Source organism: Geodermatophilus sp. SYSU D00696, assembly GCF_054050235.1.
The window spans coordinates 85,348-105,184 of the sequence record NZ_JBJGYY010000003.1 but is presented as its reverse complement, the minus strand read 5'-3'; the positions used below and the strand labels follow the sequence as shown (position 1 = coordinate 105,184).

General features: G+C 77.5%; 20 protein-coding genes. 11 read left to right on the top strand and 9 right to left on the bottom strand.

Annotation, left to right across the window (positions count from 1 at the left end; translation table 11 throughout):
* The first annotated feature begins 44 nt into the window (after positions 1-44).
* Complete coding sequence (locus ACI79O_RS03580) at positions 45-1,427, top strand: WS/DGAT/MGAT family O-acyltransferase (protein WP_456913384.1); 1,383 nt, start codon at positions 45-47, stop codon at positions 1,425-1,427.
* A 69-nt stretch (positions 1,428-1,496) separates the two neighbouring features.
* Positions 1,497-2,009, top strand: coding sequence for a DUF6912 family protein (locus ACI79O_RS03575; RefSeq protein ID WP_456887840.1), 513 nt, complete (start codon positions 1,497-1,499; stop codon positions 2,007-2,009).
* Between the two features lie 8 nt (positions 2,010-2,017).
* Here ACI79O_RS03575 and ACI79O_RS03570 read toward each other — a convergent pair whose 3' ends face one another.
* Positions 2,018-6,196, bottom strand: a complete 4,179-nt coding sequence (locus tag ACI79O_RS03570) for an FtsK/SpoIIIE domain-containing protein (RefSeq protein WP_456913383.1) — start codon at positions 6,194-6,196, stop codon at positions 2,018-2,020.
* Positions 6,197-6,353: 157 nt separating this feature from the next.
* Between ACI79O_RS03570 and ACI79O_RS03565 the strand changes: the two genes are divergently transcribed.
* Positions 6,354-6,647 carry a WXG100 family type VII secretion target gene (locus ACI79O_RS03565; protein WP_456874409.1) on the top strand — a complete coding sequence of 98 codons (294 nt, stop codon included), beginning with the start codon at positions 6,354-6,356 and terminating at the stop codon, positions 6,645-6,647.
* A gap of 3 nt (positions 6,648-6,650) precedes the next feature.
* On the opposite strand, the gene ACI79O_RS03560 is transcribed toward ACI79O_RS03565, so the two are convergent.
* Entirely contained in the window at positions 6,651-7,583 is a 933-nt protein-coding gene (locus ACI79O_RS03560) for an MFS transporter permease (protein ID WP_456887843.1), read from the bottom strand.
* Positions 7,580-8,068 carry a hypothetical protein gene (locus tag ACI79O_RS03555; protein ID WP_456887844.1) on the bottom strand — a complete coding sequence of 163 codons (489 nt, stop codon included), beginning with the start codon at positions 8,066-8,068 and terminating at the stop codon, positions 7,580-7,582. Before ACI79O_RS03555 ends, ACI79O_RS03560 begins: the two co-directional genes overlap by 4 nt.
* A gap of 189 nt (positions 8,069-8,257) precedes the next feature.
* On the opposite strand from ACI79O_RS03555, the gene ACI79O_RS03550 reads away from it, so the two are divergent.
* Positions 8,258-8,911 (top strand): TIGR04222 domain-containing membrane protein, encoded by a 654-nt coding sequence (locus tag ACI79O_RS03550; RefSeq protein ID WP_456887846.1) that lies wholly within the window; start codon positions 8,258-8,260, stop codon positions 8,909-8,911.
* Between the two features lie 130 nt (positions 8,912-9,041).
* Complete coding sequence (locus tag ACI79O_RS03545) at positions 9,042-9,551, top strand: MaoC family dehydratase (RefSeq protein WP_456887848.1); 510 nt, start codon at positions 9,042-9,044, stop codon at positions 9,549-9,551.
* Positions 9,552-9,575: 24 nt separating this feature from the next.
* Here the strand turns inward: ACI79O_RS03545 and ACI79O_RS03540 are convergent, their stop codons facing one another.
* Positions 9,576-10,028 carry an NUDIX hydrolase gene (locus ACI79O_RS03540; protein ID WP_456887850.1) on the bottom strand — a complete coding sequence of 151 codons (453 nt, stop codon included), beginning with the start codon at positions 10,026-10,028 and terminating at the stop codon, positions 9,576-9,578.
* 81 nt (positions 10,029-10,109) lie between these two features.
* On the opposite strand from ACI79O_RS03540, the gene ACI79O_RS03535 reads away from it, so the two are divergent.
* From ACI79O_RS03535 to ACI79O_RS03515, 5 genes are all read left to right on the top strand, one after another.
* The gene (locus ACI79O_RS03535) at positions 10,110-10,733 is read left to right on the top strand and encodes a DUF6758 family protein (RefSeq protein WP_456874415.1); all 624 of its coding nucleotides are present in this window, start codon (positions 10,110-10,112) and stop codon (positions 10,731-10,733) included.
* Positions 10,734-10,860: 127 nt separating this feature from the next.
* A complete protein-coding gene (locus tag ACI79O_RS03530; protein WP_456874416.1) occupies positions 10,861-11,019 on the top strand; it encodes a hypothetical protein in 159 nt (52 codons plus the stop codon).
* 6 nt (positions 11,020-11,025) lie between these two features.
* On the top strand, positions 11,026-11,664 hold the full coding sequence (locus tag ACI79O_RS03525) for a PH domain-containing protein (RefSeq protein WP_456887852.1): 639 nt from the start codon (positions 11,026-11,028) through the stop codon (positions 11,662-11,664).
* A gap of 43 nt (positions 11,665-11,707) precedes the next feature.
* Positions 11,708-12,565 (top strand): PHP domain-containing protein, encoded by an 858-nt coding sequence (locus tag ACI79O_RS03520; RefSeq protein WP_456913382.1) that lies wholly within the window; start codon positions 11,708-11,710, stop codon positions 12,563-12,565.
* Positions 12,566-12,601: 36 nt separating this feature from the next.
* Complete coding sequence (locus ACI79O_RS03515; RefSeq protein ID WP_456913381.1) at positions 12,602-13,459, top strand: RecB family exonuclease; 858 nt, start codon at positions 12,602-12,604, stop codon at positions 13,457-13,459.
* On the opposite strand, the gene ACI79O_RS03510 is transcribed toward ACI79O_RS03515, so the two are convergent.
* Positions 13,456-14,094, bottom strand: a complete 639-nt coding sequence (locus tag ACI79O_RS03510; RefSeq protein ID WP_456874420.1) for a LysE/ArgO family amino acid transporter — start codon at positions 14,092-14,094, stop codon at positions 13,456-13,458. The two genes, ACI79O_RS03515 and ACI79O_RS03510, sit on opposite strands and share 4 nt — an antisense overlap.
* 76 nt (positions 14,095-14,170) lie before the next feature.
* On the opposite strand from ACI79O_RS03510, the gene ACI79O_RS03505 reads away from it, so the two are divergent.
* Entirely contained in the window at positions 14,171-15,058 is an 888-nt protein-coding gene (locus ACI79O_RS03505) for a LysR family transcriptional regulator ArgP (protein WP_456913380.1), read from the top strand.
* Here ACI79O_RS03505 and ACI79O_RS03500 read toward each other — a convergent pair.
* From ACI79O_RS03500 to ACI79O_RS03485, 4 genes are read right to left on the bottom strand one after another with little or no spacing between them, the layout of a single operon-like run.
* The gene (locus tag ACI79O_RS03500) at positions 15,055-15,924 is read right to left on the bottom strand and encodes an oxygenase MpaB family protein (protein WP_456913379.1); all 870 of its coding nucleotides are present in this window, start codon (positions 15,922-15,924) and stop codon (positions 15,055-15,057) included. The genes ACI79O_RS03505 and ACI79O_RS03500 overlap by 4 nt on opposite strands.
* A complete protein-coding gene (locus ACI79O_RS03495; RefSeq protein ID WP_456887867.1) occupies positions 15,921-16,841 on the bottom strand; it encodes an alpha/beta fold hydrolase in 921 nt (306 codons plus the stop codon). Before ACI79O_RS03495 ends, ACI79O_RS03500 begins: the two co-directional genes overlap by 4 nt.
* 48 nt (positions 16,842-16,889) lie before the next feature.
* Entirely contained in the window at positions 16,890-18,053 is a 1,164-nt protein-coding gene (locus ACI79O_RS03490; protein ID WP_456887869.1) for an outer membrane protein assembly factor BamB family protein, read from the bottom strand.
* Positions 18,054-18,068: 15 nt separating this feature from the next.
* Positions 18,069-19,601, bottom strand: a complete 1,533-nt coding sequence (locus ACI79O_RS03485; protein WP_456913428.1) for a DEAD/DEAH box helicase — start codon at positions 19,599-19,601, stop codon at positions 18,069-18,071.
* Between the last annotated feature and the right edge of the window lie 236 nt (positions 19,602-19,837).

Below are 19,837 nucleotides of genomic sequence, written 5' to 3'. Positions count from 1 at the left end.
CGCCCTCGTCGCCGTAGCGTGGACCCCCGAGCCGGAGGAGGACGATGGCCGAGCGGCTGAGCACCCTGGATGCGTCGTACCTCTACCTCGAGGAGCCCGGCGCCCCCCTGCACGTCGCAGGCGTGCTCGTCCTCGAACCGGTCGAGGGCGGGCTCGACGCCCTCGCCGACCTGGTCGAGGCGCGGCTGCCGCTGGTGCCCAGGTACCGGCAGCGGGTCGTCCCGGTGCCCGGGCACCTGGCCAACCCGGTCTGGGCCGACGACCCGGACTTCGACGTCGCCTACCACGTGCGGCGGTCGGCGGTGCCGAGGCCGGGCACCCGGGCGCAGCTGCTCGACCTGGTGTCCCGGGTGACCTCGCGCCCGCTGGACCACGCCCGCCCGCTGTGGGAGGTCTACCTCGTCGAGGGCCTGGCCGAGGGGCGGGTCGCCGTGGTGACCAAGACCCACCCCGCGCTCGTCGACGGGCTCGGCGCGGTGGACATCGCCCAGGTGCTGCTCGACACGACCCCGGACGCGGCACTGCCCGCTGTCGACGACTGGGTGCCCCGCCGCGTCCCCGGCCGCGTCGAGCTGGTCCGGGACGCGCTCGCCGAGTACGTCCAGCGGCCCACCACGGCGCTCGAGAACGCATGGTCGGCGATGGGCGACCTGCGGGCGACGGCGGCCCGCGTCCGCAGCGTGGCCGGCGGGCTGGTCCGCGCCGCCGGGTCGGCCGTCGTCCCGGCAACGCACGGGCCGCTCGCCCGGACGCTGGGCACCCAGCGGCGGGTGGCGGTCGCGCGCGCCGACCTCGAGGACCTCAAGGCGATCCGCAAGGCGCACGGCGGAACGGTGAACGACGTCCTGCTCACCATCCTCACCGGCGCCCTGCGCGACTGGCTGCTCTCGCGCGGGGAGCCGGTGCTCGCCTCGACCGCCGTGCGCGCGCTCGTGCCCGTCTCCCTGCAGGACGAGGAGGGCGGCGCCGCGGGCGGCGGCGTGTCGGCCCACCTCGTCGACCTGCCCGTCGGCGAGCCCAACCCCTGGGTGCGCCTGGCGCAACTGGGCTACGCCATGCGCGGGGTCACCGACTCGGGACGGTCGGTGCGGGCCGACGCCCTCGTCGCCCTCACCGGGTTCGCCCCGCCCACGCTGCACGCGCTCGGTGCCCGCGCGGCCCGCGGGCTGTCGCGGCGGGTGTTCAACCTGGTCGTGACCAACGTCCCGGGACCGCAGCTGCCGCTCTACGCCGCGGGCAGCCGGATGCTCGAGGTCTTCCCGGTGGTGCCGCTCCTCGGCGGTCAGGCGCTGGCGGTGGGGATGACCAGCTACGACGGGCGGGTCTACGTCGGGCTCAACGCCGACCTCGACGGCGCCGGCGACGTCGACGTGCTCGCCGACCTGGTCGAGCAGGAGGTCGCGGCGCTGACCGAGTCGGTGCGCTGACCGGCTCGGCGCGGTGCGCCCGCGGGCGCGGGATACCGTCGCCATCCCCGACAGGAGAGGAGCGGCCGGGTGCGGATCTACCTGCCGGCGACGACCAGCGTCCTGCGGCGACTGGTCGACGAGGGCCGGGTCGGCGGACCGCACACGGCCTTCGCCGTGACCCCGGGGCTGCGGGACCACTACGCGCTCAGCGACGCCGCGGCCGACGTCGAGGAGCTCGAGTACGCGGCCCTGCTCGCCGCCGCCCGGGCCAGCCTGCGGCTGCTCGACGTCGACCCCACGGCCGCCCGCCGCCGCGTGGTCCTGGCCGCCGACGTCCCCGACGCCGCCGTCACGCCGGCCGACGACGTCGACACCGACCCCGGCGCGGTCCGGGTGACCGCCGACGTGCCGCTCGCCGACGTGGCCAGCGCGCACGTCGACGGCGCCGCCGCCGAGACCGACGTGCAGGCGGCGGTGGCGGTCGTGCTGGAGGCCGACCTGGGCAGCGACGAGGCCCAGTTCGTGGTCGACCAGGCCGAGGGGCACGAACTCGCCTGGTACGCGACGCAGGAGATCGGCGCGGTCCTCGACCTGCTCTGAGGACGCCGTCACGGCCGGCGGGGGTGCCGGGCGACCTGCACCCGACGGGCCGCGCCCGCGGTGACCAGCCAGCCGGAGCCGGGACGCACCGGCACCGGTGTGCGGGGCAGCCGGATGCCGAGCAGGTCGGCGTCCCCGGGGCCCGGGCAGAGCAGCAGGCCGCTGCGGCCGCGGCGGAGGTCGGCGACGGGTCCGCGGAAGGCCCCGGCGAGCTCTCCGGGGGTGCCGGCGGCGAGGACCACGACGTCGTGCCCGGCCAGGTCCGCCGCCGACGTCAGCGCCAGGACCGGCGCGTCCGCGAGCGTGGCCGCGTCGTCGAGCACCAGGACGCCCGGACGCCCGGTGAGGTCCGCCAGCCAGGCCCGCCAGCCGGCGACGTCGTCGGCGGGGATCGGCACCGCGCCGGAGGAGTCCGGGCCGGCCGCGCGGGGGCCCCGCACCAGCCACGCAGCCCGGACGCCCGCACCGGTCAGCGTCGTGGTCAGCGCCCGCAGCGTGGCCGTCCGTCCGCTGCCTGGGGGACCGACGACCACCAGCCCACCGCCGCGGCGCAGGTCGACGCGCAGCAGCCGCCCCTCGTCGCCGCCCGGCCCGAGCGGCACTGCCGAGGGTGTGGTCCCGGCCGATGCGCTGACCGGCAGCTCGGGATCGGCCGGCAGCTCCGGGATGCGCAGTGCGCTCGACGGGCCCGGCTCGTCCGCGTGTGGCGCCGGCAGCGGCCGGGGCAGTGCCACCTGGCACTCGAGCGCGTCCTCCCCGAGCAGCGCCCGCCCGGGCGGCCGGGACCCGGGCACCGACCGGACCGGCACACCGGCCACGGCGTAGTCGGCGCGGTCGGGCAGCGGCAGGACCAGCCGGGTGCCCGCGGCCGCGGCCAGTCGGCTGCCGGGGACGGCGCGGTCGGCGGTCATGACGCAGGTCAGGCCCGCCGAGGCACCGTCGCGCACCAGCCGGAGGAACTCCGCCGAGCCCTGTCCGGGGACGGCGTCGTCCAGCTGGGTCATCAACGACTCCACGCCGTCGACCAGCAGCAGCACGGCGGGGTCCGCGGGGTGTGCTCCGGTGCCCTCTGCTCCGACCCCGGGCGGCGCGGCGCGGCGGGCGGCGACGTCCTCGGTCAGCCGGGCCACCAGCCGGACGCTGCGCAGGGCGTCGGCGCCGCCGACCACGGTGCCGGTGTGCGGCAGCCGCGCGGCCGCGGCGCCCAGCGCGCCCCCGGCGTGGTCGAGGACGTGGACGTGCAGCCGGTCGGGTGGCAGGCGGTCGACCGCCTCGGCCAGCACCGTCCGCAGCAGGGTGGTGCGGCCGCTCCCGGGGCCGCCGACGGCCAGCCAGCCCCCGCCCCGGGACAGGTCGAGCACGAGCGGCTCCCATGACTGCCGGTCGGGCCGGTCGACCAGGCCGACGGGCAGCTGCGCCGGGGCGCTCCCGGACGGGACCGGCAGGTCGGCGGCGGTGACCCGGCCCGGCAGCGCGGGTTGCCAGGGACGGTGCGGCGCGCGCACGCCCGCGCGGTCGGTCGCGCGGGCGGTGGCCTCGGCGATGCGCGCCAGGTCCGACGGGCCCCCGACGGCTGCGTCGTCCGCGGGCGGCGGGGACGGTGGCCAGGTCCAGCGCCGGACCGTGGGCCCGGCCGGCGCCGACGGGCCCACCGCCACCCGCGCGGTCTGGAAGGGCACCGGCGGGGCGGAGCCCACGCGCAGCAGGCCGCCGCCGGGCCGGTCGGCCGGGATCCGGGCCGCCTCCGGGCTGCCCAGCACGTCGCGCGAGTCGGCCTCGTCGATCGTGCGCAGGCACAGCCGCAGCGAGCAGTTGGCCCGGATCTCGGGCGAGACGACCCCGCCGGGACGCTGGGTCGCCAGCACCAGGTGCACGCCCAGCGACCGGCCGCGCTGGGCGATCCCGACCAGTCCGCCGACGAACTCCGGCAGCTCCTCGGCCAGGCCTGCGAACTCGTCGACGACGATGACCAGCCGCGCGAGGTCCACCTCGTCGGGCAGCGCGCCGACGTCGGCGACGCCGGCCGCGGCCAGCAGCGCCTCCCGCCGGGTCAGCTCCGCGGTGAGCGAGCGCAGCGCACGCCCGGTGGCCGCGGCGTCGAGGTCGGTGACCAGGCCCACGGTGTGCGGCAGCGTCGCGGCCTCCGCGAAGGCGGCTCCGCCCTTGTAGTCGACCAGCAGGAACGAGCAGCGGTCCGGCGGGTGTCCCAGCGCGAGCCCGGCGACCAGGGTCTGCAGCAGCTCCGACTTGCCCGAGCCCGTGGTGCCGGCCACCAGGGCGTGCGGCCCGTCGCGGCACAGGTCGACCGTGACCACCCCGTTCCCGCTCAGCCCCAGGGGGACGGTGAGCGACGTCCGCGCCCGCGTCCAGGCCACCGCCGGCCCCTCGGTGTCCCCGGCCGGCCCGCCGGAGGTCAGCTCCAGCAGGCGGACCGCCCGGGACAGGGCCGAGGCGGTGCGCCCCGGGGACAGGGCGGCGAGGTCGCGGGTCCACCGGGCGGCGACCGGCCGCGGCAGCCGGTCGACGACGAGCTCGGTCCGCGGCGTGCCGTCGCCGCGGTCGAGCAGGCCGGTGTCCCCGGTCTCCCCGCCGACCTGCAGCAGGACTCCGCCGGGCACCGGCAGGTCGTCCGCCCGCGAGCCGAGGGACAGCAGCACGGCACCGGAGTCGCGGCATCGGCACAGGACGTCCCGCAGGTCCGCGCCGGCCGGCCGGTCGACCACCAGCAGCAGCCGACCGGGGACAGGCGGCGCGCCGGGACGGCGGGCCGCCTCCTGCCTGCCGGCCACGTCCCCGAGCCGGCGCAGCAGTGCCGCCTCGTCCTCGTGGGCCCCTCCTCCGGCCGGGCGCACGTGGACCGCCTCGGGGACCAGGTGCGGTAGCCACCGCGCCCAGCTCCAGTCGGCGGCACGTGCGGCCGTCGTCAGGACCGCGACGTCGACGCCGCCGGGTGGGAGCAGGGTGCCCACCTGGGCGAGCACCCCGGCCACCACGCCCAGCGCCGGCGCCCGCGGGCCCGTGACGCCCAGGTGCCCAGCGCGGCGCAGGTCGACGGTGACCGGCAGGTCGGCGGCGGTCTCGACCTGCGGCCGGCCGTCCTCGACCCGGATGACGCGCGTCGGCCCCCACCCCGTACCCAGGCGCACCACCAGCGCGTCGTCGTCGCCGGGACCGCGCGACCACAGCACCGCGGTGCGCCGGCGCGCCGCGGTGGCCAGCGCGGCGAGGTCGGGGCAGGCGCGGTGGGCCGCCCGGACGTCGGCGCGCACCGCCTCGGCCAGCCGGGCACGGGCGGCGCGGAGCTGCTCGGCGTGGACGGCCGCCGCGCGACGGCCGGAGCGGCGCCCCGCCCACCGGTCCGACGCCCAGGTGCCGACCGCGACCAGCGGTGAGAGCAGCGCGAAGAACAGGAACGTCGGGGTGGACAGCAGCCAGGCGAGGGACACCCCGGCGACCGCCGGCAGGAGCACCGCGATCCAGGCCAGGCGGCGGCGGGCCGGCTCGTCGGGAGCGGCCGGCACGGCGAGCTCCACCTCGGATCGCTCGACCGGCGGCGCGGCGCCCGGGTGCACGAGCCACCGCCCGCCCGGTCCCGGGCGCAGCCCCGCCGGGACGTCCCGGGGGCCCGCGACCGCCAGGGCGCTGGCGCCCAGGCGCAGCACGGCGCCCGGCGGCCAGGCCACCGGGTCGCCGGTCACCTCCTCGCCGTCGAGCCGGGTGCCGTTGGTCGAGCCGAGGTCGGCGACCGTGGTCCCGCCGGCGCCGACGTCGAGCCGGGCGTGCCGGCGCGAGACACCGGGGTCGGGGAGGGACAGCGTGGCGCCGGCGCCGCGGCCCAGCACGTGCCGCCCGCTGGCCAGCCCGGCCGTGGTCCCGGCCGCGGGACCGCCGACCACGTGCAGCTCCAGCGGGCTCGACGCCGGCCGGCCGGTGCGGGGCGCGGGGCGGCCGACGCCGAGGACCGCGCCGTGCGCGAGGAGGGGAGAGGTCAGCGGCAGGTCCGCGGACAGCGCGGTGCTGCCCGACCACACGGGCGCCGGCGGGACGCCGAGGGCGGCGGTGAGGGCCGGCAGCACGGCGCCGAGCGGATCGCCGTCGGCGGCGCGGACCTCGACGTCCACGGCGCCCTCGGGACCGACCACGGTCCAGCAGCGCGGCGGGACGTCGGGAGGCGGGGCAGCGGGCACCCGCCGACCGTCGCCGGCCGCTGCCGGTCGCGCGGCCGGCGCCCGGGGGCTGTGGACGCGCCCCCTGCCTGTGGACGGTGCGGAGACCGTCGTCCGGGCCCGGCCCTAGCGTCCGCAGCCGATCCCGGGAGGTGCCCGGGACGGACGGGAGGACCTCGTGAAGGTCGACATCGCCACGCTGCAGTCGATGGCCGGGCAGTGCCAGGCCGAGGCGGCCGAGACGGCGGCCCGGCAGGCCACCCTGTCGAGCAGCGTCACCGGCTCGGTGCTCGACGGGTGGACCGACAGCCAGGCGGCCGTGCAGTTCAGCGCCCTCTACGAGCAGTGGCGGGTCTCCGCGCAGTCGGTCAGCGACGCGCTCACCGGGATGGGCGGGCTGCTCACCGCGGTCGCCGCCTCCTACCAGCAGCACGAGGCCGAGGTGGCCGCCCGGATCGGCGCGCTGGTCTGAGGCTCAGCCCGGTGGGGCAGGGGCGGCCGCGGCCGGTACCCGTCGCCGCCCGCCCCGCCGGCGCACCTCGGCGACCAGGTCGGGGAAGCGCTCCCACGGCAGGATCGACAGGATCGCGACGCAGTGCGGCAGGAAGATGATCCGCAGCCCGCCGAAGACCATCAGGTGGAAGCCGAGCAGGAAGACCACCAGCGCCACCCGCGCCCGGTCGGACCGGACGAGCAGCATGAGCGGTGCCGCGAACTCGAGCAGCAGCATCGCCCACTGCACGGTGGTGAGCAGGCCGGGCACGTCGAGCGTCCACTCCGAGAGGGCCGTGCCCCGGCGGATCACGGCGCGGGTGATCGTCGAGCCGGTCGCCCAGTCCCAGCCGCCGAAGCGCACCTTCGCCCAGGCGGCCAGGAAGTAGGTGAGCACCACGGTCACGAACACCGCAGCCATCGCCCAGCCCGCAGCCTCCGACGACCGGCGGTCCCGCCACCGTGCCACGCCGATCGTGGGCAGCACGGCCAGGGCGACGAGGTAGGCGATGCGGTCGTGGTCGACCTTGCCGTAGCTCATCGCGATGACCATCCACTCCAAGTAGAGGAGGAACACCGCGGAACCGAGCAGACGGGGTGCGCGACCGGTGGCGGCGGCCAGGGCGGTGGCCACCAGGGCCCACTGGACGACGTGCACGACGGTCGGGGTCGGCGTGGGCAGGTGCAGCAGCTGCCCGATGACCAGGGGCTGGTAGTAGGCGGTCGGGACGTCGGCGTGCGCGCTCACCCACGCGGTCGTGAGGAAGACGTCGACCGGCACGAACAGGTAGGCGATGGTGCGGAACACCGCGATCCGGGCCAGCGGCACCGGCCGGGTCCAGAACCCGCGCAGAGCACTGAGGACCCGGCGGCCGCCGGGCGCCGCCGGGGTTGCGGTGGGCAGGGTGGCGCTCACGGGCCGACCTCCAGCTCCTGCTCGACGAGGACGCGGTCGGTCCACGCGCCGGTGGCCGCGCCGTCGACGAGCTCGAAGTGCCGCTGCACCACCTGCACCTCGACGAGCTCCGGCCCGCCGGGGTGGTTCTCGGCGTAGGTGTCGGCCAGCAGGACCAGCAGCGAGGGGTCGTCGACCAGGCGCGGCAGCTGGCCCTCGAACTCGGCGCGGCGCAGCCCGACCTCACCGCCGGACAGCCGCACCTCCCGGCCGTCGCCGGTCAGGCCGACGACGCGGGTCGAGATCACAGGAGCGTCGGTGTCGGCGCGCGTCGAGTACATCTTGAACGGGCCGAACGGGAAGTGGGCGTCGGTGCCCCACAGCGTCCCGGTCAGCAGCAGGGCCAGGACCACGGCGGAAGCGGCCAGGCGGATGCGGCGCCCGGCGGGGGACAACACGACGACGTCGCCCTCCGCGGGGTCGCCGGAGCGGAGCGGGCGGACCACCGGGGCATCGTAGGATCGGCGGCCGCGCAGATGGGGCACCGACGCCGCGTGATGGCCGGCTGGCCTCGCCACGCCCGCGGAGCGGCCCTCGCGCCGGACGGGCTGCGCGTGCCCGGCACTTCCGCCGGCCGGCCCGGCGGTGGGACCGTTGTCCCGCACGAGCCCTCCGCCCGAAGGTGAGGCCGCGCCATGGCGGCATCCCGGACCCCCTCCCAGCTGGACGTCTACGACGCGGCCCACCTCGGCGGCGGACCGCCCCGCGTGGTCGACACGGCCATCGTGGCGCTCGTGCGCTCGGGACGGGTCCGGGTGCACTCACCCGGCCAGCTGGCGACCGTCGAGCTCGCGCGGCAGCACCCGGTCGAGGCGGCGGTCCTCGACGCCGTCGGGCCGTCGGGCCACCGCTCGGTCGACACCGTCCAGTGGCGGCTGCAGGACGACGCCCGGCTCCTCGAGGTCGGCAGACGGCTGCGCAGCGACGGCCTGGTGTCCCGGTCCGCCCTGGGACGGGCGCTGCGCCGGGGCCCGGCGACGGTCGCGCTCACCGCCGACGGACGACGGGCACTGGCCTGGCTGCAGGACCAGCGGGGCGAGACCGACGACGTGTGGCGGGTCGCCCTCCACGGCCGCGCCGCCATGCACGACGGCGCCCTGCGGGCCGCCGTCTTCGAGCCGCCACGCACCGACCACGACCTGAGCCGCCGCAGCGTCCGCGCCGAGCGGCAACGGCTCGCTGCCGAGGACCCGGGCATCGCCGCACGGCAGACCTACGGAACGGCCACCGGCGGCGCCGCCGCCACGGGGTTCCTCGGAGGCGGCGCGGGCGACGGGGGAGGCCTCTAGCCCGGCCCGGACCACCGGTCACACGACCTGCGGCACCCCTGTGCGAGTGTGCTGCCCACGGTCGTGGCCTGCCACCGCCGTGCCATCGGTGCGGTCAGCGGCGCGCTGGCCTGCAGGAACAGGAGGAACGGTGCAGTTCGGTCGGTACTACGAGGAGTTCGAGGTCGGCGCGGTCTACAAGCACTGGCCGGGGAAGACCGTCACCGAGTACGACGACCACCTGTTCTGCCTGATCACGATGAACCACCACCCGCTGCACCTGGACAGCCACTTCGCCGCGGAGACCACGGAGTTCGGCGAGAACGTCGTCGTCGGCAACTACGTCTACTCGCTGCTGCTGGGCATGAGCGTGCCCGACGTCTCGGGGAAGGCGATCGCCAACCTGGAGGTCGAGTCGCTGCGGCACGTGGCGCCGACCTTCCACGGCGACACCGTCTACGGCGAGACGACGGTCCTGGACAAGACCGAGTCGCGGTCGAAGGACGACCGGGGCGTCGTGCACGTCGAGACCATCGGCTACAAGCAGGACGGCACCGTCGTCTGCGTCTTCCGGCGCAAGGTCATGGTGCCCAAGCGCTCCTACGGCGAGGCCCGCGGCGGCGAGCAGCCCGGCCGTCCGGAGCCCCGGCCCCGCTCCTGAGCAGGTGGCGCGCCGCCCGCCCGGTCAGGCGGGCAGCGCGCCCCAGCCGCGCAGCGTCTCCAGCAGCCGCGGCGTGCAGGGCAGCCGCTCGAGGTCGGCCGGGCCGGCGAACACGACCGCGTCGGCGTCGTCGCCGGGTACCGGCTGGGCGCGCGGGTCGGTGAGCGTGCAGCCGAAGTCGACGACGTCGTAGACGACGCCGTCGCCCGGGATGGTCACCCGCCCGACCTCGGCGCCGACGCGGACGTCCAGCCCGGTCTCCTCGCGGACCTCCCGCGCCACCGCGGCGGCCAGGGACTCGCCCGGCTCCACCCGCCCGCCGGGCACCGACCACAGCCCGCGGCCCGGGGCGTTGCGCCGGCGGACCAGCAGCAACCGGCCGGCGCCGTCGAGCACCACCGCCCCCACGCAGGCCACCGTCGCGGCACCGTCCCGAGCCGGGGGAGGCGCGGCCGGCGGGAACGACGCGGACGGCACCCGCGCAGGGTACGACGGCGCGGGCCGGGATCGTCCGCCCGCGCTTGACGTGAGCCCCGCGTGACAGGACGGTGTTCCCCGATGAGCCCCTCCCCGGTCTGCCCTCGCTGCGGCGAGCCGCTGGTCGTGCGCCCCGGGGACTCCGCCGTGGCCTGGTGCCACCTGCACGGCGCCGTCACCCCGCTGCACCACACGGCGCTCATCGCGCACGACGCGATCGCGGCGGTCACCGCCGACGCCCGCGTCCCGGCCTGGGTGCCCGACCCGATGCCGACGGGCTGGTCGGTCACCGGCCTGGCGTGGGGCGGGGAGCCTGGCGCGCGGGCGATCGTCGTCGGCTGCGCGGGCCCGGCACCGCTGGGCGGGTCGGCCGAGATGGTGCTGGTCGCGGAGGAGCCGGGCATGGGCGTGGGCTGCGGCTACGCGGGCCTACCGGGTCTCGACCCGGGCGACGTCATCACCGGGCCGTCGTCGGCGGCGGTCGAGGCCGCCGGGCAGCACGCCCCCCTGTGGGCGGTCCCCACGTCCGACGACCGGGCCGCCTTCGTGGGCGAGGCCTACGGGGTGTGGCTGTGGCTGGTCACCTGGCCCATGTCGGCCGGCTGGCTGCTGGCCGAGCCTCGGCGGCTGCTCGACCTGCGCGAGCGGCTCTACCCCGACCTGCCACTGGGCCCGCCCAGCGAGCACCTGCTGCCGGGGGAGTGAACGCCCGGTCCCGACCGGCGTGTCCGGACGGTCCCGGCTGGGGCCTGTGTTACCCATGGGACCGGCCTCCGGGCCGAGCCGCGCGGGCACGCCGCCCGCGGGTCCGAGCACATCCCCGGAGGTGACGGTGAACCTGAAGAAGGTCCTCGTCTGGCTGGCCATCGCCTTCGTCGTCTGGTACGTCATCCAGCAGCCGGAGTCCTCGGCCGAGATGGTGAAGAGCGCCGGCGAGGCCCTCGGTGACGCCGCCTCCTCCATCGCCGCCTTCGTCACCTCGCTCGTCTAGGCGGCCGTGACCGGCCCGGCCGACGGCCGCCCGCCGCGGTGGGCCAAGGACGCCGCCAAGTACCTGCTCCCGGGCGAGCAGGCCGTCGTCGCGACCCGCCGCCACTGGGCGGTGCTGCTGTGGCCGGCCACCAAGACGCTGCCGGTGCTGGCGGCCGGTACCTGGGTGCTCACCCTCGACCCGGACAACCGGTTCTCGGCCGGCCTCGGGCTGCTCGTCGTCCTCGCCGCGCTGGGCACGCTCGCGCTGCGGGTCGGCGAGTGGTGGATGCGGCACTTCATCGTCACCCGCCGCCGGGTGCTGCTGACCTCGGGGATCATCGCCCGCACCGTCACGCTCCTGCCGCTGCGCCGGATCACCGACCTGACCTGGAAGGAGACGCTGCTGGGTCAGGTGCTGGGCTACGGCACCTTCCGCTTCGAGTCCGCCGGTCAGCAGCAGGCGTTGTCGCAGATCACCTTCCTGCCGCGCGCCGACCTGCTCTACCAGGAGGTCAGCGGGCTGCTGTTCGCCAGCGACCTGGGCAGCGCCGCCGCCGGCGACGACGAGGGCAACCCCGAGCCGCCCGCCCGCGAGCGGCCGCGGCACGACACCCAGCCGATCCCCGGCGCGCCCCGCCAGGACCCGCCCGCACCGGCGCGCTGACCGCCCGGGCGCGGCCAGCGCGGGCAGGGGAGGCTGGACGCCGATGCGCATCGACCTGCACACCCACTCGTCGGTCTCCGACGGCACCGACAGCCCCGCGGCCCTGCTCGCCACCGCCCGCGCCGCCGGCCTCGACGTCGTCGCCCTCACCGACCACGACACCACCGCCGGGTGGGCGGCCGCCGCCGCGGCCCGCCCACCCGGGCTGACCGTCGTCCCCGGCCTGGAGCTGTCCTGCCGGTGGTTCCCCGCAGACCAGCCGCCGATCAGCGTGCACCTGCTGGCCTACCTCTTCGACCCGGGGCACCGGGCGCTGGCCGGCGAGCTGACGAGGCTGCGCGCCGAGCGCCTGGGCCGCGGCGAGCGGATCGTCGCCGCGCTGGCCGCGGCCGGCTACCCGGTGGTCTGGGAGCGCATCGTCGAGGCCTCCGGCGGCGGGGTCGTCGGCCGGCCGCACGTGGCCCGGGCGCTGGTCGAGGCCGGCGTCGTCGAGTCGGTGGACGAGGCGTTCGCGACCCTGCTGTCCCACCGCAGTCCCCACTACGTCGCCAAGGCCGACACCGAGGTCCTCGAGGGCATCCGGCTGGTCCGGGAGGCCGGCGGCGTGCCGGTGTTCGCGCACGGCCTGGCCACCCGGCGGGGGCGGGTGGTCGATGACGCCGCGGTCGCCGCGATGGCCGACGCGGGGCTGCTCGGCCTGGAGGTCGACCACCCCGACCACAGCCCCGCCGAGCGCGACCACCTGCACGGGCTGGCGCGCGAGCTGGGCCTGCTCACCACCGGGTCCAGCGACTACCACGGTACGAACAAGACGACGCCGATCGGCGCCTGTACCACCGATCCCGGACAGTTCGAGGCGCTGCTGGCCGCGGGCACCGGCAGCGCGCCGTTCACCGACTGACGCGGGTCCGCCGTCCCCGGCGGCTAGCGTGGCGGTGTGGGGAGCGCGCAACTGGAGATGCCGGGCATGCCGCGGCGGCTGTTCCCCGCGACGCCGAGCAAGCTCGCCGCGTTCGCCGACTGCCCGCGCCGCTACCGGCACGCCTACGTCGACCGGCCGACGCCGCCCAAGGGGCCGCCGTGGGCGCACAACACGGTCGGCTCGGCCGTGCACGCGGCGCTGCGCTCGTGGTGGGACCTGCCGCGGGCGAGCCGCACGGCGGTGGCCGCGCGGCAGCTGCTCTACGGCGTCTGGTCCGACACCGGTTTCCGGGACGCCGAGCAGTCCGCCCGCTGGCGCGCCCGCGCCGCCGGGTGGCTCACCGGCTACCTGGCCACGGTCGACCCTGACGACGAGCCGGCCGGCCTGGAGCGCCAGGTCGCGGCCACCACGTCGGCGCTGGCGCTGTCGGGACGGGTCGACCGGATCGACCAGCGCGGGGACGAGTTGGTCGTCGTCGACTACAAGACCGGCCGGGTGCCCAGCACCGAGGACGAGGCGCGCGGCTCACCGGCGCTGGCGGTGTACGTCCTCGGCGTGCAGCGCACGCTGCGCCGGCCCTGCCGCCGGGTGGAGCTGCACCACCTGCCGTCGGGAACGGTCGCGGCCTTCGAGCACACCGAGCGCTCGCTGGCCAACCACGTCCGGCGGGCCGAGGACGTCGCCGCCGACATCGGCGTCGCCACCCGGCGGGTCGAGGAGGGCGTGCACCCCGACGAGGCGTTCCCGGCCGCACCCGGGCGGCAGTGCGGCTGGTGCGACTTCCGGCGCAGCTGCCCGCCCGGACAGGCCGCCGCGCCGGCGCGCGAGACCTGGAGCTTCCTGCCGGCCGACGAACCCGCCGCGTCTGGCTAGGCGCCGCGGACGCCCTGCACGACCAGTGACGCCGCCAGCGCCAGCATGACGACGGCGATGACGGCGTCCAGCACCCGCCACGACGCCGGCCGCGCGAAGACCGGCCGCAGCAGCCGCGCGCCGTAGCCGAGGGCGACGAACCAGACGGTGCTGCCCAGCGCGGCGCCGCCGGCGAACCACCACCGCAGCTCCTCCCAGGTGCCGGCCAGCGACCCGAGCAGCACCACCGTGTCGAGGTACACGTGCGGGTTGAGCCAGGTCAGCGCCAGGCAGGTGGTCAGCGTGGCCGCGAGCCCCGCGCGGCGTCCGGTCTCGTCGGGGACCAGGGCCGCCGCGCGCAGCGCCCGGCGGGCGGCCAGCAGACCGTAGGCGGCGAGGAACGCCGCGCCGGCGAAGCACACCGCGGTGAGGACGCCGGGCACCCGGCTGACCAGCGTGCCGGCCCCGGCGGTCCCGGCGGTGATGAGCGCGACGTCGGAGACCAGGCAGACGGCGACGACGGCGGCCACGTGTTCGGCGCGCAGCCCCTGCCGCAGCACGAAGGCGTTCTGCGCGCCGATCGCCACGATCAGCGAGAGCCCGAGCCCCAGTCCGGAGACGGCGGCGAGCAGGGCGGGGGACACGGCAGCGGACACGGCGGCGACGCTAGGCGGCACTCGTCGGAAGCGCCGTTCGCGTGGCTGCAGGATCTGTAGCTGCTCTGATGGCCGGGTGGACCTCGACCTCGGACAGCTGCGCGCCCTCGAGGCGACCGTCGCCGCCGGCACCCTCGACGGCGCCGCCCGTGCCCTGCACGTCACGCCGAGCGCGATCAGCCAGCGGTTGCGGGCGCTGGAGACGACCACCGGCCGGGTGCTGCTGGTGCGCAGCAAGCCGGTGCGGGTGACCGGGTCCGGGGAGGCGGTGCTGCGGCTGGCCCGTCAGCTGACGCTGCTCACCGCCGACGTCACCCGGGAGCTGGTGGGCGACGCCGCGCACGGGCCGGTGCCCCTGCCCGTCGCGGTCAACGCCGACTCCATGGCCACCTGGGTGCTGCCGGCGCTGGCCCCCCTCGCCGGCGAGCTGGCCTTCGACCTGCACCGGGAGGACGAGGAGCGTACGGCGGTGCTGCTGCGGGAGGGCCGGGTGACGGCGGCGGTCACCGCGGACGCCGAGCCCGTGCCCGGCTGCAGCGTCACCCGGCTGGGCAGCATGCCCTACCGGCCGATGGCCACGGCCGCGTTCGCCGAGCGCTGGTTCGCCGACGGGGTCACCGCCGGGGCGCTGTCCCGGGCGCCCGTCGTGGTCTTCGACCGCAACGACGACCTGCAGTACCGCTACCTGCGCTCGCGGGGGGTCGACGAGCGGACGCCACCGGTGCACCACGTCCCGGCCTCGGCCGACCACGTGACCGCCGTCCGCCTCGGGTTCGGCTGGGGCATGGTGCCCGCCCCGCAGGAGCCGCCTGGCGAGCTGGTCGCGCTCGACCCGGACGGCGCCGTCGACGTCGCGCTGTACTGGCAGCAGTGGAAGCTGCGCTCGCCGTCGCTGGACCGCGTGGCCGCCGCGGTGCTGGCCGCGGCGCGGCGCGCCCTCGACCAGCCCGCCGCCGGTGGTTAGGCGCCCAGGGCCGTCGGCGGCGCCGTCCGCTCGAACCCGGCGCGCACGACCGGCGACAGCCGCGCCCGGTCCGGCAGCGCCAGCAGGCCGGTCCGGAACGCCCGCAGCGCCGCCGTCGCCGCCGCGTCGGTGACCGCGAACCCCGGCAGCGAGGCCAGCCGGCGGGCCCAGGGCGGCAGCGTCGCCACCGCCAGCGACGCCAGCGTGCCCCACGCCGGCCGCGCGGGGGTCAGCAGCTGCACCCACCGCGGCATCGGCGGCAGGGCGATGAACCGCCAGGCGTCGCGGGCGTCCGGGGTGAGCGCGAGCGCCGGGCGCATCCGGGTGAAGTAGGCCTCCAGGTCGGCCACCGAGGCGGGCACGTCGCCGGCGTCGGCGCCGATGAGCTCGGCCGCGACCACCTGCTCGGCCACGTAGCGGTCGGCCTCGGCGAGCGTGACGACGTCGGCCCGGCGGGCGACGTCGAGCAGCGAGTCCACCTGGCAGGCGTGCACCCACAGCAGCAGGTCGGGGTCGTCGACGCGGTAGGTGCGCCCGGTCGTCCCCTCCGTGCCGCCGAGCCGCCGGTGCATGCCGCGCACCCGCCGCACCAGCCGGATCGCCTCCCGCCGGGTGCCGAAGGTGAGGGTGTCGACGTACTCCCCGGTGCGGGCGAGCCGCTGCCACGGGGACTCCCGGAACACCGAGTTGCGCGCGACGCCGTCCATCGCGACCGGGTGCAGGGCCTGCAGCAGCAGCGCCCGCAGCCCGCCGACGCCGTAGACGGGGTCGGCGTGCACCCGCCAGGTGATGCTGTCCGGCCCGAAGAAGCCCAGCCGGTCCTCCTCGGGCGTCCAGTCGCGCGCCGAGGGCCGCCCGCCGCTCACCGGGTGGTCCCGGGCAGGGACGCCCAGAAGGTCTCGAGCACCTGCACCGTCCGCAGGGGGTTCTCGACGGCGGGGGAGTGGATGGCGTGCGGGACGACCTCGTGGCGGGCGCCCAGCCGCCGGGCCATGTCCTCCTGGACGGCCGGGGACCAGGCGTCGTCGGCCTCGCCGTGGGCCACCAGCACCGGGACCCCGGTGGCGGCGAGCTCGGCGACCCGGTCGGGCTCGGTGGTGATCGCCTGCGCCATGCCCCGCAGCCCGGCGGCGGTGTTGCCGAGGAACCGGCGGCCGTAGAACGCGCGGGTCGCCCTCGGCACGGCCAGGGCGCGCTCGTCGGTCATGGCCAGCTGCTCCAGCGTGGCGGCCACCAGCGGGACGCCGCCCTGGTCGAGCAGCGGCCCGAGGTGCTCGAGCAGGTCGACCCGCGGGCCGGCCAGCGCGGCGGGACCGGAGCCGAGCAGCGTCAGTGACCGGAACGCGGCCGGGTCGGCCAGGACCGCCGCACGGCCGACCAGGCCGCCGAAGCTGTGCCCCACCAGGTGCGGGGTGCCGGTCTCCTCGCGCAGCAGGGCGGCGACCGCGACGACGTCGGCGGCGAGCTCGGCGACGGTGTAGGCCGCGGGGTCGTCGGGCCCGGGGGACTCGTACTGCCCGCGCTGGTCGATGGCGACCACCCGGTGCCCGCGGGCGGCCAGCGGCGCCAGCAGGGGCGCGAAGTCCTCCTTGCTGCCGGTGTAGCCGGGCACCAGCAGGACGGTGCCGCGGCGCCCGTCGCCGCCGGTGTCGAGCGCGGCCAGCGGGCCCGCCCGGCCGGCGAGGGTCCGCGGGGTGGCGTCGTGGTCGGCCAGCTGCCGCAGGTCGTCGGACGGGATGGCGAGGGTGACCGACGGCATCTCGGGGCTCCCGGGCAGGACCATGTGTCCAGTCAACCTCCGCCGCGGCGGCGCCGCAGCGAGGCCGTCCGGTCAGGCGAAGCCGTGCACCCGGTCGGGGAGCCGGTAGAGCAGCACCGGCCCGACCAGCGAGGCCTGCCCGCCGGCCTCCAGGCCGCCGTCGACCGCCGCCCGGCCGGCCTCGGCGCCGGTGGCGAGGTCGCGCAGCACGAACCCGCCCGACTCGGGCACCCACACGGCGGCCGAGCCCGATGCGGTCTTGCCGACGTCCCCCGTGGGCAGCCCCTGCGCGGGCAGCTCCCACCGCGGGGCGCCGGTGCCCGGGTCCAGCGCCCACAGGGTGCCGCGGGCCCACACCAGCGCGACGTCGCCCGCGCCGGCCTGCAGCAGCGGCTCGGCGGCCGGGTCGACCCCGGCGGTGGGCAGCGGGAGCTGCTGGAGCAGGGTGCCGTCGTCGGGGCGGTGCACCAGCAGGGTGTCGCCGGTGACGACGACGACGAGCCGGTCGGCGCCGACCAGCCGGACGCCGCCGCCCTCGGGGGCGGAGACGTCCCTGGTCCACCGGGGCTGGCCGGTGGAGGCGTCGAACAGCCGCAGCTGCAGCGCCGCGGTCCCGGGGCAGCGCTGCAGCAGCACCACCCCGGCGCTGCCGACGTCGGTGTCCTCGAGGCGGCAGTCCTCGGCCGCCGCGACCCGCCAGCGGACGTTGTTGCCCGCCGGGTCGAGCACCACGACCCCGGTCGGGCTGCTGGCCAGCACGGCCTGCTCGGTGCCGGAGATCGTGGCGTCCGCGCGGAGGCTGAGGTTGCGGGTCCACTGGCGCACCCCGGTGGCCGCGTCGAGGGCGAGGGCCTCGTCGCAGCGGTCGTGGGTGCGGAAGACGGCGACCACCAGCCCGTCGACCGCGGTCAGGCCGCACAGCCGGGCGTCGGCCCGGCGGTAGTGCCAGGCCTCGTCCCCGGTGACGGCGTCGACGGCGGTGAGGCCGCGCTCACCGGGCACGACGACCCGGCCGCCCTCGACGACCCGGCGGGGCAGCCCGGCGTCGGCCGCGACCGACCAGGCGCGGGCCACCCCCGCGGCGGGCGCGGCGTCGGAGACCCGCGGCGGGTCAGCGGTCGTGCTGTCGGTGGCCGCGACGCTGGAGCCGCGCCAGAGCAGGACGGCGACCAGCGCCAGCGCGAGCGTGGCCGCCGTCCAGACCCAGACCCGCAGCGGCGGGGGACGCAGCGCCAACGGCGGAGACCGGCGTCAGGCGGCGGACTCGGAGTCGCCGCCGTCGCCGGAGTCGCCGCCCACGTCGGTGCCGGCGGCACCGGCGGAGCGGCGACGGGCGCCCCCGCGGCGGCGACGGCGGCGGCGCGGCGCACCCTCGTCCGCGGGCTGCTCCGCAGCGGCGTCCGCCGGGTCGGCGGCAGTGGCGGCGTCGGCGGCGGGGGCCGACCCGTCGGCGGGCTCCCCGCCGCGCGTGCGGCGGCGGGAGCGCGACCGCGAGCGGGACGGGCGGTCGCCGTCCTCCCGGGAGGAGTCGCGGACCTCCTCCCGTGCCGGACCGCGGCCGGCGCCCTTGGGCTTCCGGCCGGTCTCGCCGAGGTCCTCGAGCACCTCGGCGTCGAGGCCCTCGCGGGTGCGCTGCGAGCGCGGCAGCCGGCCCGTGGCGTCCTCGGGGACGTCGAGGTCGGTGCGGACCCACGGCGAGGTGGAGTAGGTCTCCGGCGGGTCGGCGAACGGCAGGTCGAGCGCCTTGTTGATCAGCTGCCAGCGCGGCACGTCGTCCCAGTCGACGAAGGTGACCGCGACGCCCTCGCGCCCGGCGCGGCCGGTGCGGCCGATCCGGTGCACGTAGGTCTTCTCGTCCTCGGGACACTGGTAGTTGACGACGTGGCTGACGCCGGTGACGTCGATGCCGCGGGCGGCGACGTCGGTGGCGACCAGGACGTCGACCTTGCCGCTGCGGAACGCGCGCAGCGCCTGCTCGCGGGCGCCCTGGCCGAGGTCGCCGTGCACGGCGGCGGCGGCGAAACCGCGGTCGACCAGCTCGTCGGCGACCTTCTGCGCGGTCCGCTTGGTGCGGCAGAAGACCATCGCGAGGCCCCGGCCGCGCGCCTGCAGCACGCGGGCCAGCAGCTCGGGCTTGTCCAGGTTGTGCGCCCGGTACACGAACTGGGTGGTCTGCGGGACGGTCGAGCCCTCGTCGTTGCCGTGCGCCCGGATGTGGGTGGGCTGGGTCATGAACTGGCGGGCCAGGTTCACGATCGGGCCGGGCATCGTGGCGGAGAACAGCATGGTCTGCCGCTTCGCCGGGACCATCCCGAGGACCCGCTCGATGTCGGGCAGGAAGCCCAGGTCGAGCATCTCGTCGGCCTCGTCGAGGACCAGCACGCTGACCTTGCCCAGGATCAGATGACCCTGCTGGGCCAGGTCGAGCAGCCGGCCGGGGGTGCCGACGACGACCTCGACGCCGGCCTGCAGCGCGGCGACCTGCGGCTCGAAGGCCCGGCCGCCGTAGATGGCCTGCACGCGGATGCCGCGCTTCTTCCCGGCGGTGGCCAGGTCGCGGGCGACCTGCACGCACAGCTCGCGGGTGGGGACGACGACCAGCGCCTGCGGGACGCCGTCACCGCCCTCCGCGGCGGGGACGACGCGCTGCAGCAGCGGGACGCCGAAGCCGAGGGTCTTGCCGGTGCCGGTGCGGGCCTGCCCGATGAGGTCGTTGCCGGCCAGCGCCAGCGGGAGGGTGAGCTCCTGGATCGCGAAGGTCCGGGTGATGCCGGCCTCGGCCAGCGCCGCGACGACGTCGGGGTGGACGTCGAAGTCGCTGAACAGCGGCGCGGTCTCCTCGACGGGCGCGCCGCCGAGGGCCTCGACGGTCTGCTCGACCTGCTCGGGGGCGGGCGCGCCGGTCTCGGCGTGCTCGAGCTCGGGGGTGGTGGGGGTGTGGTCTGTGGAGGTCAGTGCTCTCGCCTCTGGTCGGCTGGGGGAGCGGCCGGCGGGCGACGACGGCGTCGTCCGGGCGCTCC

Coding starts and splice junctions, on each gene's coding strand:
- ACI79O_RS03495 (WP_456887867.1), bottom strand. CDS start 16,841: ATGGTCCTGCCCGGGAGCCCCGAGATGCCGTCGGTCACCCTCGCCATC.
- ACI79O_RS03580 (WP_456913384.1), top strand. CDS start 45: ATGGCCGAGCGGCTGAGCACCCTGGATGCGTCGTACCTCTACCTCGAG.
- ACI79O_RS03520 (WP_456913382.1), top strand. CDS start 11,708: ATGCGCATCGACCTGCACACCCACTCGTCGGTCTCCGACGGCACCGAC.
- ACI79O_RS03550 (WP_456887846.1), top strand. CDS start 8,258: ATGGCGGCATCCCGGACCCCCTCCCAGCTGGACGTCTACGACGCGGCC.
- ACI79O_RS03535 (WP_456874415.1), top strand. CDS start 10,110: ATGAGCCCCTCCCCGGTCTGCCCTCGCTGCGGCGAGCCGCTGGTCGTG.